Genomic DNA, 13,442 nt, shown 5'->3' with positions numbered 1-13,442 from the left:
AGCGCCCCGACCACGCCCACACTACACAATCGAATACGCCGCGGCGGCCGACAGCGCGAGCGCGGTCAGCGTCGCCCCGAGCACCAGATACGTCACCGCCCGGGGCTCCCAGCGCAGGTGCTGGTAGTAGGCGGCGACGCCGACGGCCTTCACTACGGAGAGCACGATGATGACGCCGAAGGCGGTCCAGTAGGCGCTGTCGACGTAGCCGGCGAACTCGACGGCCGCTTGCGCGGTCGCGAGGGCGAACAGGCCGACGTAGACGAGGGTGTAGCCTCTCCAGTTCATAGGATGTAGAACAGCGGGAACAGGACGAGCCAGACGATGTCCACGAAGTGCCAGTACAGCCCGAAGTACTCGATGGCGCGGTCGTCGCCCTGGTACGCGCCGTGCCACGCCCGCACCGTCATGTAGCCACAGATGAGCAGGCCGACGACGACGTGGGCGCCGTGCAGCCCCGTCGTGAGGTAGAACGTGGACGACGCGATGTTCGTCGAGAGCGCCCAGCCGTTCGGGAACTGGCCGCTGTGGACGTGGAACAGGTGTTGCCACTCCAGCCCCTTGTTGAGGAGGAATCCGACGCCGAGCGCGACGGTCCCGGCGAGGGCGGCCGTCGTCCCCCGGCGGCTCTCGCGCTGGGCGGCCACCATCGCGAGCACGACGAGGAAACTCGACGTGAGCAACAGGTACGTGTTGACGAGGCCGGGCGTGGTCGTGTGGGCGGCCGGAATCAGTTCGTCCCAGGCCGTCCAGCCGTAGGCGACGCGGACGAAGGCGTAGGAGCCGATGAACGCGCCAAAGAGGACGATGTCGCTGGCGAGGAAGAACCACAGCCCGAGTTTCGGCTTCTCGACGGCGGCGAAGGGCCACCGCTGGGCGAGAGCCATCTCCGGCGCCGAGAACGGCTCGCGGGCCAGCCCCACGAGCGAGGCCAGCGTCGCCGCCCCGCCGACCGCGGCGAGCGAACCGTAGACGACGCTCCCGGTGCGTACCCCCGAGAGACCGAGGAACGCGACGAAGCCGGAGAGAGCGACGAGGACGGGCCAGCGGCTCGCGTGGGTCGCGGGCTCGTCGAGCGTCGCCCGGGCGGCCGGCGTGGCGTGGGCACCTGCGACGGCCGCCGTCCCCCCATCAGTCTCGGCGCCACCGTCGACAGCCACGTCTCCGGCCGCCGGCAACCGCTGTCGAACGGCTTCGTCGTCGAGGAAGGCGAGCGAGCCGTCGGCGTAGCTCGGGAGGCCGGGGAAGTTTTCGAGGGGCGGCGGCGACGGGACGGACCACTCCGCGGAGGTGGCGTACCGCCAGGGGTTCTCGCCGGCCTGCTCGCCCCGCCACAGCGAGACGTAGAGATTGTAGAACATGACGAGGAAGCTCGCACCCAGAACGAACCCGCCGACGGTCGCCAGCGTGTGCCAGAACTGGAGCCCCGCCGGGTACTCGAAGACCCGCCGCGGGGTCTCCCAGGCGAGGAACATCGGGAAGTACAGCAGGTTGAAGCCGACGAAGTAGACGGCGAAGTGGACCTTGCCGAGGGTCTCGTCGTACAGCCGCCCGGTCAGCTTCGGATACCAGTAGTAGAGCCCGCCGACGAGGGCGGTGACGCCCGCGACCATGACGTAGTGGAAGTGCGCGACCACCCAGTAGGTGCCCCGGAACTGATAGTCGAGGACGATGGCGCCGAGGAAGACGCCGGTGATGCCGCCGACGATGAAGAGGACGAGCGCGCCCAGCGAGAAGAGAAACGGCGTGGTAAAGCGCACGCGTCCTTTCGCCATCGTGTAGATGAGCGAGAACACCATCAGGTCGAAGGGCAGGGAGATGCCGATGGTGGTCGCCATGAACACCGTCTTGATGGGGAGGTTGATGCCGGTCAGGAACATGTGGTGCATCCAGACGAGGAAGCTCTGAATCGCGACGAGCACCATCGAGATGATGAACCACTTCCGGCCCACGAGGCGCCGGCCGGTGAACGTCTGGAAGCACTCGGCCATCACGCCGAGGGCGGGGAAGAAGACGATGTAGACCTCCGGGTGACCGAAGAACCAGAACAGGTGGGCCCACAGCAACGACGCCCCCGGGTTGTCGGCGTCGGTCGCCATCGTCGACCCGTCGTTGGCGTACTGGAAGTAGGTCGTCCCGATGACGTGGTCGGAGGCCAGAATCAACAGCGCGGCCAAAAGCGCCGCGAAGGCAAAGAGCATCATCCAGACGGTGAGGGTTATCGACAGCGAGAAGATGGGCAGGTCGCGCATCCGCAGCCCCTCGGCGCGCATCCGGTAGAACGTCGTCAGGAAGTTGACCGACCCCAGCGTGATGGCGGCGGTGAACATGACGAGCGCCAGCACGACCGAGGTGGCGCCCAGCCCCTCGCCGGGGATGTACGCGGGCGTGTTCAGCGGCGCGTACATCGTCCACCCGCCCGCGAACGTCGACCCCTGGAAAAAGGAGACGCCGAGCAGGACGCCCGAGAAGAGGTAGAGCCAGTACGACAGCGCGTTCAGACGCGGGAAAGCGAGGTCGTCGGCGCCGATTTGCAGCGGGACGACGTAGTTCGCGAAGCCGAAGGCAAACGGCGAGATGAACCAAAACACCATCAAGAGCCCGTGGGTGGAGACGGCCTGATTGTACCCCAGCGGCCCCAGCAGGTCCGCGCCCGGCGAGAGCAGTTCCAGGCGAAAGAGCAGCGCCAGCAGGCCGCCAAAGACGAGGAAAAAGAGGGCGGTGACGAGATAGAGGACGCCGATGTCCTTGTGGTCGGTCGTGACGAACCAGCGGCGGACGCTGGACTTCGGGGGGAGACCGTGGGCGTGTGTCCCGGTCATGCCGGCTCACCTCCGGTCGGGGTCTGTGACGCCGTCGCGTTGCCGTCGTTCGGCGTCCCCGTCTCGTTGTCGGTCCCCGCGTACCACGCGCGGTAGTCGCCCTGGGAGACGACCTCGACCTCGGCGGTCATCAGCGAGTGGCCGGTGCCACACAGTTCGTAGCACTGGACCTCGTAGGTGCCCGTCTCGGGAGCGGTGAACCACGCCGAGGTGGTCTGGCCGGGGATGGCGTCGGCCTTGACCCGGAACGCGGGGATGCCGAAGTTGTGGAACACGTCACGCGAGGTCACGTCGAGCCTGACGATACGGTTCCTGGGCACCCGAAGCGTGGCGCTCTCGTACCCGTTGGGGTAGACGAACGTCCAGCCGAACTGGTACCCCTCGACGGTGATTCGGATATCCTCCTCGCCCTCGATGTCCGGCCCGTCGTCGACGTAGGACAGTTCCGCGTAGGTCCACCCGATGAGAGAGACGACGATGACGGCGCTGATGCCCAGCGAGAGGAACACCTTCCGCCCGCCCGCGCCGCCGCTGGGGAGTTCGCCGAGCACCGGCCGCGCGACGCTGTCGGCGTAGGGGTCCGACTCGCCGGTCGCTCGGTACGTGACCGCGTGATACAGCGTGTAGGTCACGACGACGACGCCGACCAGCGCCCCGAGGACCAGAAAGACCTCGAAGATGCTCTCGAACACCGCCGCCGGGGCGCGGACGTCGCCGCCGTGGAGCGGCGGGCCAGGTGTGTGCCGCGGTACCAAGTAACGCGCCATAGCTAGGAGCTCGCCGGGAAGAACTATTAGATTTTTTGGACATACTTCTGTCACTATCCCGCGGGCGCGAAGCTTTTTGCTCGTTGACATGGTATGGTAACACATGCCAGACACGCCACCGGAGTTCGGAGAATCGACGGACGGCGAGGCGGTGGCCGAGCGCAACGAGTTCGACAACCTGCGCGGTATCGTCGCCGACGGCGTCGTCGGGGCCGCGGGCGGACTGGTCGGGACGGCGATGATGACCGTCGTCTTGCTCATCGCCCAGTCGATTGGCGCGTTCGAACTCACCGACTTCGCCATCCTCACCCAGTTGCTCGGACTGGACGCGTACGTGCCGTCGGTCCTCTTTGGTTACGCGCTCTTTCTCGCCGGCGGGATGGTCCCGTGGCCGCTGCTCTTTGCCTCGCTGATGGCCTACCTCCCCGGCGAGTCCAGCCCCGTCTCGGGGGCCTTCTTCGGCGCGGCGATGTGGACCGGGTTCGTGCTCGCCTTCTACACCGACCAGACAGGACTGACCCTGGTACTGTACGCGCTCCTGACGCTCGCGGCACACGTCGTCTACGGTATGGGGCTGGGGGCGGTGTTCGACTACTTCGAGAACCGGCCGGACTCCATCGTCTAGGGGCCCATACGCTTGTGTGGCCCCGCGTCGGCCACCGGATATGAGCTACGGCGGGCCAGTCGAAACCAGCCGCTTGCAGGCGACCCATCCCGACCTGGTGCGGGAGAACCGATTAGTCGAGGCCACAGCGGGCGCTGCCGACGGCTGGGGCGAGTGGGTCGGCGGTGTGAACCTGGCCTACGACAGTAGCGAGTTCAGCGAGAACGGCTGTGTCGGCGACCCCGGGGAGGGGTGCGCCGAACGGGGGGAGCGACTGCTGGACGAGGCGACGGCGGCGCTCGTAGCGCTGCTTTCGCGCGTGGCGGAGCGGTAATCAGGCTTCGGCCTCTTCGGCGTCGGCGTCGGTGTCGGCGTCGGGAGCGTCCTCGAACGACTCCAGGGTCGACCGCAGTTGCGGGATGGTCGCGGTGAGGTCGCCGACCTGCTCGCGGGCGTCCTCGACGTCCTCGACGAGTTCCGCGACGGTCTCTATCTCCTCTGCCAGGTCGTCGGCGTCCTCGAAGGCGTCGGCGCGTTCGCCCATCGTGTACCACTTCTTGGCGTCCCGGAGGTGGTCCTCGGCGTCGCCCGCGTCCAGCGCCGTCTTCAGGGCGTTGAGCACGCCCAGCGTGTTGTCGGCATCGACGTCCCAGACGGCCTCTGCCTCGGGGAGCGCCTCGCGTGCCTCGGCGAGCGACGCCTCGACGTCGTCTCGCATCTCGTTTGCGGCCTCGCCGAACAGCTCGTCGTCGTCCAGACTGGTCTGACTCATAGGTAGCACTTGTCGTGGGAAGAGGTTAAAAGCCCGCCTGAAAGTGAAAGTGAAACCGCAGGACGTGACCGGGTGAGATTTCGAGAAACCGAAAACCTCCCAAAGAGCTAGGCGCCGTCGGCCGCCGTCGGCTCGTCGTCGACCTCGTCCGGTCGGATATCCGCGCGCACCGCGGGCAGCGGGTCCAGCGCCGCGTCGATGTCGCCCAGCACGAGCATGGCGTAGTAGCGCAGGAACGCCTGTAGCGGCACCTGGATGAGCGTGGTCGCAAGTAGCAAGACGAGGGCGAACAGCACGGCGATGACACCGACGACCACCAGTGCGACGTGCCCGCCGCCGAGTGCGAAGAAGGCGACGGCGCCGACGAGGACGAAGGGTATCGCGATGAGCAGCGTCGCGATGAGCCCGAAGATGCTCCCGACGATGCCGACACCGATACCCAGCACGATGGAGAAAGCCAGATAGGCGAGATACTGCTTGATATTGCTGCCCATCGACCCCAGCAGGCGTTTCCAGCTCCCGACGAGCCCGCGGTCGCTCGTGAGCATCATCGGGACGACGAAGACGGTGGTGAAGCCGGTGAGCAGCCCCTGGACGACGCCGACGGTGAGGAAGAAGACGATTGCCAGGGGAAGGATGGAAAACAGCGCACTGGCGGTAACGTTGTCGAAGTTCCCGCCGAAGACGGTGGCGAAGAGGGTGTAGAGAAAGCCGACGGTCAGCAACAGCGAGACCAGGGCGACCGCCAGCCGGAAGGCGAGCAGGCGGAGCCCGTTGCCGACGTTCTCACGGAGGTACCGCCGGACGTGAACCTCCCGTTCGATGAGCGACTGGACGAAGACGAACTCCATGAAGTTGCTCAGGAGGCCAAAGACCAGGACGAGCAGGAGTACCAGGGCGCCGATGACGAGCACCTCCGCGGGAATCGCCGCCAACAGGCCGTCGACCGTCTGTGGCGGCGCCCCGTCGGTGATGGGCTGGTCGACCCCGCCGCCGGTCGGCTGGTCCTGTCCGCCGAAGTTGCCGGCGTTCTGGAGCCCGTTGAGCCCGCCGCCACCGCCCCCGATGAAGAAGACGACGAGGGCCAGTTTGAGCCACGTTCGGGCGGCAAACGGGAACAGTAACGACTTCGTCGCGTCTATCGCGTCGCCGATATCGTCTATCGCGTGGAGGGACATCACCGGAACTGCACGGGGAACTGGTGTAAAATTTTCGTACTATTGGGACGGTGTCTCGACCGAATCGACCTGCATCAGCGGATAGCCGTCCTGCATCGCCATGCTCGTCTCGACGATACAGCCCTCGTAGTCGACGGTCATCGAGACGTCCAGAAAGCGCCCGGTCAACTCGGTGTAGTCGGCGCCCGACTCGGCGATGGCCTCGCGCAGGGGTTCCTCGCGAACGGCGACGCTGACGGCCTCACAGTGGGGCTGGTTCTCGATGGCCTCCTCCATCGCCGTCGCCAGCGAGTCGGCGCTGTCGGGGCTGACCGGCGTGCCGGCGAACTGGTGGTAGAGCGACCCGAACTTGATACCCGCCTCGAAGCAGGCGACCTGCGGGGACGTGGGGTCCATACCCGAACGCTGGCGGCCCCGGTCAAAGAAGGTCGTGCTCTCGGCCCCGACGGGCGAGCCAGCCGGTGTGTTGCCCGGCCGACGGCGCCGGACCCGGACACGCCGCCCGGGCGCTGGGCGCATCGAGACATCGCTACAGCGGTTCTAGACGAGATACCTGAACCGCAAGCTACCTATTGTGTCATGACTATCCACCCAATACGAATGGACGACCCGGTTCTACTCACAGGTGCGGGCGGCGCGGTCGGGGAGGCCATCCTCGAAGGCCTCGAAGAGGATTATTACTGGAAGCTGATGTTCCACAATCCGCCCGCAGAGCAGCCCAACCACGAGTACCTCATCGGCGACGTCGACAACCCCGAGGACGCCCGGAGAGCGGTCGAGGGCGTCGGCGCCGTCATCCACCTCGCCGGTGACCCCCGCCCGGAAGCGCCGTGGGACTCCGTGCTCGCGAACAACATCGACGGGACCCAGAAGATGTACGAGGCCGCCATCGAGGAGGGCGTCGAGAAGTTCATCTTCGCCTCGTCGAACCACGCCGTCGGCTCCTTCGAGACCGACCAGCGCACCCCGGAGATGTACCGCCCCGACGACGACTTCCGCCTCGACGGGTCTGAGTTTCCCCGCCCCGGAAACCTGTATGGCGTCTCGAAGGCGACCGGCGAGGTGCTGGGTCGGTACTACCACGACGAACACGGCATCAAGGTGTGTAACATCCGCATCGGCAACCTGACCCGAGGCCATCCCCCTATCGACTACGAGCGCGGCCAGGCGATGTGGCTCTCCTACCCCGACTGCGCCCACATCCACCAGTGCGCGCTCGAAGCGGACTACGAGTTCGAAATCGTCTACGGCATCTCCGACAACGACCGCAAGTACTACTCCATCGACCGCGCCAAAGAGGTCCTGAACTACCGCCCGCAGGACAACTCCGCGCACTTCGAGGGCGACGAGCGGGTCGTCGAACCGGACGTTTAACCCCTTTTGTACGCCATTTCTGGAAACAGGCACGCTGATACAGGCAATGATGTCTTTCGAGACGCGATACGCAGTGTCGCCTGGCTCATAGTCGAACACGGCTCGTCTGGCGAGCACTACCAACCGTCAGTGTGGGAGTGAGCGTAGTGAGATACTCTATTTCTTGTTATTAGTGGTAGAAATATTCGCTCCGTTGAAACCCATAAACGGGGGCGCGTTTCACCCATATGACAGAGTAACAATGAATTTCTTGAGCGGAGTCACCACCGCCGTCCGAGTCGGCAAATCGAGTAAAAGAGGATATCGGCGATTCAAAGATATTCAACCAAACAAACCGTTCGGTGAACCCTGCTCGCGAATTATCAATTACTTTTGATATTCACGGACCGAATTTTTTTATCATCGTAGATTAGTTTCCAGTATATGTCTGAAAAACCGACTATGAACAGACGCCAGTATGTAAATTTATCTCTTGGGTTACTTGCTGTGAATCCTGTGATAGATAATGGAGTAGATGGTGTTCAGAACAAATCGAGTAGTGGTGACGAACCACTTAACTGGTCGGCGATATACAATGATTCGGCGAACACAGGAGAATTATCTCCTCAAGCGGGTCTGACCGAGACACCAGACGTGCGTTGGCAACGGACAGTGGGCGACAGTGTCGGCGCAGCGTCATTTATGATTGTCCACGAGGGTGTAGCCGTCTTGGCACCGTATTCTGGGGGAAGACTGACCGCCGTTGATAGAGCAGATGGAGAGACGGTTTGGTCCAAAGATGTCAACGTGCGAAATCCGATGGCGGCCGCTGGCGACAAGCTATTCGCTGCGTTCGGCGAGAACGATACTGTCGGCGCCTTCTCACTTGCAGACGGGTCAATACTCTGGGACGCTGAAGTAGGCAGCTACACCGGGGGCGTCAGTGTCGGAGGAGATAGCGTATTTCAGCAGGGGACTGAGGCCGTCCGTGCATTTGACACTGACAGTGGAGACCTGTTGTGGTCAGTTCGTGAAGACCGGAGGGCAAGTGGCGGCGTCAACGGTATTGCCCCCGCATACCACGACGGGTTCGTTTACGCGCCGGCCGCCAATTATCAAACGCTGTTGGCGCTGAACGCAGAGACGGGTGAGACGGTGTGGGAGACTGAAGAACTTCCCAACGGAAACTACAATCGCTTGCACACGCCGGTCATAGTAAACGACGTTGTTCTCATGCAGGACGGTGATACACTGTATTGCATCGAACAATCCACGGGCGAGAGACGATGGGTGTATAGCTCCGGCAGGGGCAAAACCAACCCCGTAACGGACGGCGAGGAGATTTATATTTCGGACAGTCAGGAGGGGATACTAAATCTCGACTTCGACACCGGCGACGCTACCGTTCTTGTCGAAGGACGGGGAGGAGCGCCATTAACTGTCGGAGCTGATAATATTTATTACAACGACGAGTTCGCTCTGTTCGCCTACGATAAACAAAGTGGGGAAGAGGTATGGAGCCTTGAGAAAGAAGGGCGCACCGGAACAGCGTTCGACGAGAGTCCGCTTATCGTGCTTGACGGGTCGGCATTTTACTACGATGATGGACAGTTCACAAAGTTGAGTACCGGCACGGGGAGTTCCGCGACCACATCAACTCCTGCTGATTCGGTGCCGTCTACAGCAGTTACCACGGAGCCGTCTACAAGACCAACAGACGCCTCGGGGCCGGGGTACGGAGCGGGGACGGCACTGTTCACTGCTGTCGGGTCACTGTTCGTTGGGAACTGGCTGCGAATGAGGCACAAGAGTCGGTGAGGCTTAGTACGGTGCGTGGGCCCGTCGAACGTAGCACGGAACGCGTTGACCCGCACGTGGGCCGTCGTCGGAACTCGACACAACCCTACGGTGAGTACGAACACCGCCGGGACGCCAAATTATCCCAGTTCGTGAAATTCTAGCTCCCCGCTCTCGGTGTCCAGCGTCGCCACCGAGAACGCGCTCGGCGCCGGCGGAATCGCGATGCCGCCCGGATTCACCCGCACCGTCCCCTCGTACTCCTCGGTGCCGGCCTCGTGGGTGTGGCCGTGGAAGACGTAGTCGTAGGTGCCACACTCGACTAAGGCGTCGACGATGGCCCCGCTGGTGCCGTGGTAGACGGCGACCTCCCTGCCGTCGAGGGTGAGTTCGCCCATCTCGCCCAGGTAGGTGCCAAAGTCCTCGACGGTCGACTGGACGGCCCACTCGCCGTCGTTGTTCCCGCGAACGGCGTACAAATCCCAGTCGCCGTCGAAGGGGGTCACCGAGAAGGGAGCGACGAAATCCCCACAGTGGACGACCGTCTCGACGCCCCGCTCTTCGAACGCCTCCACGGCCGCGTCGACCTGTTCGCCGTTGTCGTGCGTGTCCGAGACGATGCCGATGAGCATGGGTCGTTGTTCTGTGTCCGGGACCAAGAGCGTATGGCCCGCTAACATCAGTTGGTGGTGATGGGAGAGTCGGAATTCAGTACAGCCAGAAAGCCCCGCTAGCAGTCCGCAACGATGGAGCCGCCTCCGTCGTGCACAGTCCGTAAGCGACCGTTGCTAGCGGGGCTTTCTGGCTGTTCGCAGTCCGTAAGCGGCCGTTGCTAGCGGGGCTTTCTGGCCGTCTGTAGTTGTACCGAGCGAGCCAGTATCAGCGGACAGGCATGACCCGCGTCCCTTATGCCCCGCAGCGACCACCCGCTAGCCATGGCACGGGGAATCCTGGAGACAATCGGCCTGGCGGCCACGCTCGTCCTGGCTATCCCGATAGCGCTGTTCGGCGCGGAACACCTCGTTCGCGGGGAACTGGTCGCGGGCGTGGCCTACGTCGGCATCGCGGTCGGGCTGGTCGCCGTCGAGCAGTACCTGACGACGCCGACGGACATCCCGGGCGCGGTCGCTGAGAAGACGGTCGGGGCGGTCGTCAAGACAGAGGAGTCCGACGAAGAGTAGTCAGTCGGCGATGACGGCCTCGCCGGCCTCGTCGAGCAGTTCGTCGATGGAGCGCTCGGAGGGGGCGTTCTCCAGCAGCACGTCGATGGGCAGCGTCGGCGCTCCGTCGACGAGGTTCTCCATGAGGACGAGGCGTTCGCGGGCGCGTGACATCCCGACGTAGAAGACCCGGCGCTCGTTGTCGGTCAGCGTGGGGACGGGGCTGGTGTGTTTGGTGAACTCCTCGACCTCGGGGACGTCGATGTCCTGCTGGTCGACCGTGGCGGCCATCTGTTCGACGACCTTCTCGGTGAGGTCCGTCGCCACGAAGACGTGGTCGGCCTCGCGACCCTTCGCGGAGTGGATGGTGCCCAGGCGGACGCGGTCGGGCTCCATCCCCTGGTAGTCGCCCGTGAAGTAGGCGCCCACGGAGCGCTCCTGGAAGTTGGTGACCTTCCGGAGCATGTCGCTGGCGGAGACGGGGTCGGGGACGAAGGGGACGTGTTCGGTGACCAGGTCGGGCTCGATTTCGATTTCGGCGATATCGTCGGCCTCGTGGGCCTCTTCGACGTCCTCCAGCGCGTCGAAGAAGTCGTCCCGTTCACCGGTACCGAAGGCCGAGTCGGCGAGCATATCCGCCAGGCGGCGCGCCTCCAGCACGGAGAGGGGCTCGTCGTTCTCGACGGCCTCGACGGCGGCGACGTACTGGCTCAGGCGGTCGGTCCACATCCGCTGGTCGGTCAGACAGGAGAACGGTATCCCCTCGTCGATGAACTCGTCGATGAACTGGAACATCTGGTAGCGCGCCCGGAACAGTATCATCACGGTCTCGTCGGTCTGGTCGACGGTGCCGATGACGTTGCGGGCGAGGTCGAACATCGAGGGGTTCTGGACCGCCTCGACGCGGCCGCCCTCCTTGCGGGGGTTGAGGTCTTTCTCCTGGCGCTTCTCGATGTGGCGCACCTCGCGGTTGACGACGTTCAAGATACGGGAGGGGAGCCGGTAGGAGTTGGGGAGAATCTCGTCGGTGGTCACGTCCTCCTCGAGTAAGAGGTCGGGGTCGGCGCCCTGCCAGGCGTAGACGACCTGGTCGTCGTCGCCGGCGATGAGCACCCGCTTCATGTGGGGTTTCCACTCCTGGTAGACGTCGTACTGCAGCGTCGTGATGTCCTGGAACTCGTCGATGATGAGGTAGTCGACGTTCGGGAGCAGGGAGCGCTGGGCGACGCGTTCGAGCATGTCGGCGAAGCCGGTGAGGTCGTTGTCGCCCTTGTACGTCCGCCAGCCGCGGATGGCGTTTGGCACGTCGACGCGGTCGTCGTCGGTCGGCCACGTCGGGGTGTACTTGTTCCCGGTCTGTGCGTTGTCGTCGATTTCCGGGGGAAGCCGGACCTCCTCGTCGTCCCACTTGAAGGGGACGTCGTACCAGTCGGCCACGTCCCGTCGGGTGCGCTGGAGCCACTGGCTGGTGGCGATAATCTTGTTGCCAAGCGTCGTCGACCGGGCCGAGCGCCGGCGCGACCCCTCGTACTCGTCCTCGAACTCGATGCCGAACTGGTCGCAAAACTCCTCCTTGTCGCTCTCGCCGACCACGTCGCCCCGCGAGAGGTTGAGCAGTTCGTACGCTTTCGCGTGCATCGTACAGACGTTGCCCTGCAGCGCGCGGGGGCTCACGTCGAGCCGTTCGGCCAGCCGTTCGCGTATCTCGGCGGCCGCCGCACGCGTGTACGAGACCACGAGGACGTCGCGGAAGTCGACGGTCTCGTCTTCGAGCAACTCCTCGACTCGGTCCAGCAAGGCGGTGGTCTTCCCGCTTCCCGGCCCACCGAACAGGCGGACAACCTCGGTGGTCGAATCAGTCATTGCACACATACTAGGGGCCGGGACCAATAAACAACGTGCTTTGGAAAAAACGGCGGAAACACTGTCAACACCGGTTCGTTTGCGGGCCAACCGCACGCACTGGTGCGATTGTCCCAGGACAGTGTAGTCGGGTGACGATGCTACGGTTGCCGTGGTGAACGTGCTTCTCGAATCTCCGCCCCGTCTCGAATCATGTCCTCGCAAGCGGGACAGACCCGAGGATCATCGGTGTCGGACGGCGTGAACACACGGACGTAGTCCTTCGTTACGAAGGACCCACAGTTCTGGCACTCTGGCATTCCCTCTCTCCGATACTGCCTCGCTCGCGGACAGCATCTACTGAGAGGTTGCTGTCAACGAACATATAACTATGGGATGTCAGAACACCTACCGGTACAGCGAGACGTACAGCATAGCGAAGCCGATGATAAACGGGATGGTCTCGGCCATCTGGAAGAACACCCCGACGATGGGGATGGTCTGCCCGGTAGAGAGCTGGGTGATGACGCTGGTGATGGCGACGCCCATGCTGATAAAGGCGAAGCCGATGAAGGCGTACTGGAGCCGTTCGGACGGTCGTTTCCGGTACGCCTGGAAGCTGATGAGCGTGATTCCGAGTGTGAGCCCGAACACGACCATCCGCATCAACACGAGCGCACCGCGCGCGATGGCGACCCCGCTCTGCATCGGTTAGTGCTCCATGGTTACTCGGGGTTTAACTCGTCCCACAGCTGGCTGAACCGGTCCGGCAGGTTCTCCTCGCGATAGATTCGGACCTTGTACTCCTCGTCTTCCAGCGAGATGACCGTCGACTCGAAGTTGGACTCGTACACCTTGTAGTGGTTACCGTCCTCTGCGACGAGCGTGTGGTCTTTCACCAGGTCGTATTCGTCCAGGAGTTCGATACGCCGATAGACGGTCGGCAGGGAGAGGTCACACTGCTCTGCGAGGTCTTTCGCAGATTGGGCCTCCCGACTGATGGCGGCCAGCACGCGCCTGGCGTGTTGGTCACCGATTGTATCGAGGATTTCCTCGATGCTCTTGTCCTCTGCCACTATCCATTCCTACTCCCCATCTCATATAAGCGTTTACGAGGAGGGAGGTTGTTTCACGCTCGGAAAACGCT

15 protein-coding genes and 1 pseudogene are annotated in these 13,442 nt (G+C 63.7%); 5 read left to right on the top strand and 11 right to left on the bottom strand.

Going from position 1 to position 13,442, the window contains the following annotated elements:
- Positions 1 to 21: 21 nt before the first annotated feature.
- Genes NDI86_RS00185 through coxB form a run of 3 tightly spaced genes read right to left on the bottom strand, consistent with a single transcriptional unit; the run spans position 22 to position 3,589 of the window.
- On the bottom strand, positions 22 to 288 hold the full coding sequence (locus tag NDI86_RS00185; RefSeq protein WP_310898368.1) for a cytochrome C oxidase subunit IV family protein: 267 nt from the start codon (positions 286 to 288) through the stop codon (positions 22 to 24).
- Entirely contained in the window at positions 285 to 2,822 is a 2,538-nt protein-coding gene (locus tag NDI86_RS00180; RefSeq protein WP_310898367.1) for a cbb3-type cytochrome c oxidase subunit I, read from the bottom strand. The genes NDI86_RS00185 and NDI86_RS00180 overlap by 4 nt, the downstream gene beginning before the upstream one ends.
- Positions 2,819 to 3,589 (bottom strand): cytochrome c oxidase subunit II, encoded by a 771-nt coding sequence (gene coxB / locus NDI86_RS00175; protein ID WP_310898366.1) that lies wholly within the window; start codon positions 3,587 to 3,589, stop codon positions 2,819 to 2,821. The genes NDI86_RS00180 and coxB overlap by 4 nt, the downstream gene beginning before the upstream one ends.
- A gap of 103 nt (positions 3,590 to 3,692) precedes the next feature.
- Between coxB and NDI86_RS00170 the strand changes: the two genes are divergently transcribed.
- Both NDI86_RS00170 and NDI86_RS00165 read left to right on the top strand, forming a co-directional pair.
- Positions 3,693 to 4,214 (top strand): DUF6789 family protein, encoded by a 522-nt coding sequence (locus tag NDI86_RS00170; protein ID WP_310898365.1) that lies wholly within the window; start codon positions 3,693 to 3,695, stop codon positions 4,212 to 4,214.
- 37 nt (positions 4,215 to 4,251) lie between these two features.
- Positions 4,252 to 4,527: pseudogene (locus NDI86_RS00165) on the top strand (creatininase family protein); the annotation flags it as partial.
- Here the strand turns inward: NDI86_RS00165 and NDI86_RS00160 are convergent.
- The 3 genes from NDI86_RS00160 to NDI86_RS00150 form a co-directional block, all read right to left on the bottom strand.
- Entirely contained in the window at positions 4,528 to 4,965 is a 438-nt protein-coding gene (locus NDI86_RS00160) for a DUF5790 family protein (protein ID WP_310898363.1), read from the bottom strand.
- 107 nt (positions 4,966 to 5,072) lie between these two features.
- Entirely contained in the window at positions 5,073 to 6,143 is a 1,071-nt protein-coding gene (locus NDI86_RS00155) for a DUF7544 domain-containing protein (RefSeq protein ID WP_310898362.1), read from the bottom strand.
- 39 nt (positions 6,144 to 6,182) lie between these two features.
- The gene (locus tag NDI86_RS00150) at positions 6,183 to 6,539 is read right to left on the bottom strand and encodes a dihydroneopterin aldolase family protein (protein WP_310898361.1); all 357 of its coding nucleotides are present in this window, start codon (positions 6,537 to 6,539) and stop codon (positions 6,183 to 6,185) included.
- A gap of 204 nt (positions 6,540 to 6,743) precedes the next feature.
- Here NDI86_RS00150 and azf point away from each other — a divergent pair, with 204 nt between their 5' ends.
- Both azf and NDI86_RS00140 read left to right on the top strand, forming a co-directional pair.
- A complete protein-coding gene (azf, locus tag NDI86_RS00145) occupies positions 6,744 to 7,517 on the top strand; it encodes an NAD-dependent glucose-6-phosphate dehydrogenase Azf (protein WP_310898360.1) in 774 nt (257 codons plus the stop codon).
- Between the two features lie 423 nt (positions 7,518 to 7,940).
- Entirely contained in the window at positions 7,941 to 9,314 is a 1,374-nt protein-coding gene (locus NDI86_RS00140; protein WP_310898359.1) for an outer membrane protein assembly factor BamB family protein, read from the top strand.
- A 119-nt stretch (positions 9,315 to 9,433) separates the two neighbouring features.
- Here NDI86_RS00140 and NDI86_RS00135 read toward each other — a convergent pair whose 3' ends face one another.
- Positions 9,434 to 9,925 (bottom strand): metallophosphoesterase, encoded by a 492-nt coding sequence (locus NDI86_RS00135; RefSeq protein WP_310898358.1) that lies wholly within the window; start codon positions 9,923 to 9,925, stop codon positions 9,434 to 9,436.
- 303 nt (positions 9,926 to 10,228) lie between these two features.
- Between NDI86_RS00135 and NDI86_RS00130 the strand changes: the two genes are divergently transcribed.
- Positions 10,229 to 10,474: a DUF7533 family protein gene (locus NDI86_RS00130; protein WP_310898357.1), complete on the top strand. Its 246-nt coding sequence runs from the start codon at positions 10,229 to 10,231 to the stop codon at positions 10,472 to 10,474.
- On the opposite strand, the gene NDI86_RS00125 is transcribed toward NDI86_RS00130, so the two are convergent.
- The 4 genes from NDI86_RS00125 to NDI86_RS00115 all read right to left on the bottom strand — a co-directional run bounded on the left by NDI86_RS00125 (position 10,475) and on the right by NDI86_RS00115 (position 13,371).
- A complete protein-coding gene (locus tag NDI86_RS00125; protein ID WP_310898356.1) occupies positions 10,475 to 12,316 on the bottom strand; it encodes an ATP-dependent helicase in 1,842 nt (613 codons plus the stop codon).
- 140 nt (positions 12,317 to 12,456) lie between these two features.
- Entirely contained in the window at positions 12,457 to 12,615 is a 159-nt protein-coding gene (locus NDI86_RS22200; protein WP_419181063.1) for a DUF7563 family protein, read from the bottom strand.
- A gap of 88 nt (positions 12,616 to 12,703) precedes the next feature.
- A complete protein-coding gene (locus tag NDI86_RS00120; RefSeq protein ID WP_310898355.1) occupies positions 12,704 to 13,003 on the bottom strand; it encodes a DUF7521 family protein in 300 nt (99 codons plus the stop codon).
- Between the two features lie 17 nt (positions 13,004 to 13,020).
- Complete coding sequence (locus NDI86_RS00115; RefSeq protein ID WP_220589469.1) at positions 13,021 to 13,371, bottom strand: winged helix-turn-helix domain-containing protein; 351 nt, start codon at positions 13,369 to 13,371, stop codon at positions 13,021 to 13,023.
- Positions 13,372 to 13,442: the final 71 nt, after the last annotated feature.

Source organism: Haloarcula onubensis (assembly GCF_031624605.1).
Taxonomy (GTDB): Archaea; Halobacteriota; Halobacteria; order Halobacteriales; family Haloarculaceae; genus Haloarcula; species Haloarcula onubensis.
The sequence above is the reverse complement of the archived record's forward strand: the minus strand, read 5'-3'. Positions and strand labels throughout refer to the sequence as shown.

Excerpts from the sequence above, each read along its gene's own strand:
- NDI86_RS00185 (WP_310898368.1), bottom strand. The coding sequence starts at position 288 with ATGAACTGGAGAGGCTACACCCTCGTCTACGTCGGCCTGTTCGCCCTC.
- NDI86_RS00180 (WP_310898367.1), bottom strand. The coding sequence starts at position 2,822 with ATGACCGGGACACACGCCCACGGTCTCCCCCCGAAGTCCAGCGTCCGC.
- coxB (WP_310898366.1), bottom strand. The coding sequence starts at position 3,589 with ATGGCGCGTTACTTGGTACCGCGGCACACACCTGGCCCGCCGCTCCAC.
- NDI86_RS00170 (WP_310898365.1), top strand. The coding sequence starts at position 3,693 with ATGCCAGACACGCCACCGGAGTTCGGAGAATCGACGGACGGCGAGGCG.
- NDI86_RS00160 (WP_310898363.1), bottom strand. The coding sequence starts at position 4,965 with ATGAGTCAGACCAGTCTGGACGACGACGAGCTGTTCGGCGAGGCCGCA.
- NDI86_RS00155 (WP_310898362.1), bottom strand. The coding sequence starts at position 6,143 with ATGTCCCTCCACGCGATAGACGATATCGGCGACGCGATAGACGCGACG.
- NDI86_RS00150 (WP_310898361.1), bottom strand. The coding sequence starts at position 6,539 with ATGGACCCCACGTCCCCGCAGGTCGCCTGCTTCGAGGCGGGTATCAAG.
- azf (WP_310898360.1), top strand. The coding sequence starts at position 6,744 with ATGGACGACCCGGTTCTACTCACAGGTGCGGGCGGCGCGGTCGGGGAG.
- NDI86_RS00140 (WP_310898359.1), top strand. The coding sequence starts at position 7,941 with ATGTCTGAAAAACCGACTATGAACAGACGCCAGTATGTAAATTTATCT.
- NDI86_RS00135 (WP_310898358.1), bottom strand. The coding sequence starts at position 9,925 with ATGCTCATCGGCATCGTCTCGGACACGCACGACAACGGCGAACAGGTC.
- NDI86_RS00130 (WP_310898357.1), top strand. The coding sequence starts at position 10,229 with ATGGCACGGGGAATCCTGGAGACAATCGGCCTGGCGGCCACGCTCGTC.
- NDI86_RS00125 (WP_310898356.1), bottom strand. The coding sequence starts at position 12,316 with ATGACTGATTCGACCACCGAGGTTGTCCGCCTGTTCGGTGGGCCGGGA.
- NDI86_RS22200 (WP_419181063.1), bottom strand. The coding sequence starts at position 12,615 with ATGCCAGAGTGCCAGAACTGTGGGTCCTTCGTAACGAAGGACTACGTC.
- NDI86_RS00120 (WP_310898355.1), bottom strand. The coding sequence starts at position 13,003 with ATGCAGAGCGGGGTCGCCATCGCGCGCGGTGCGCTCGTGTTGATGCGG.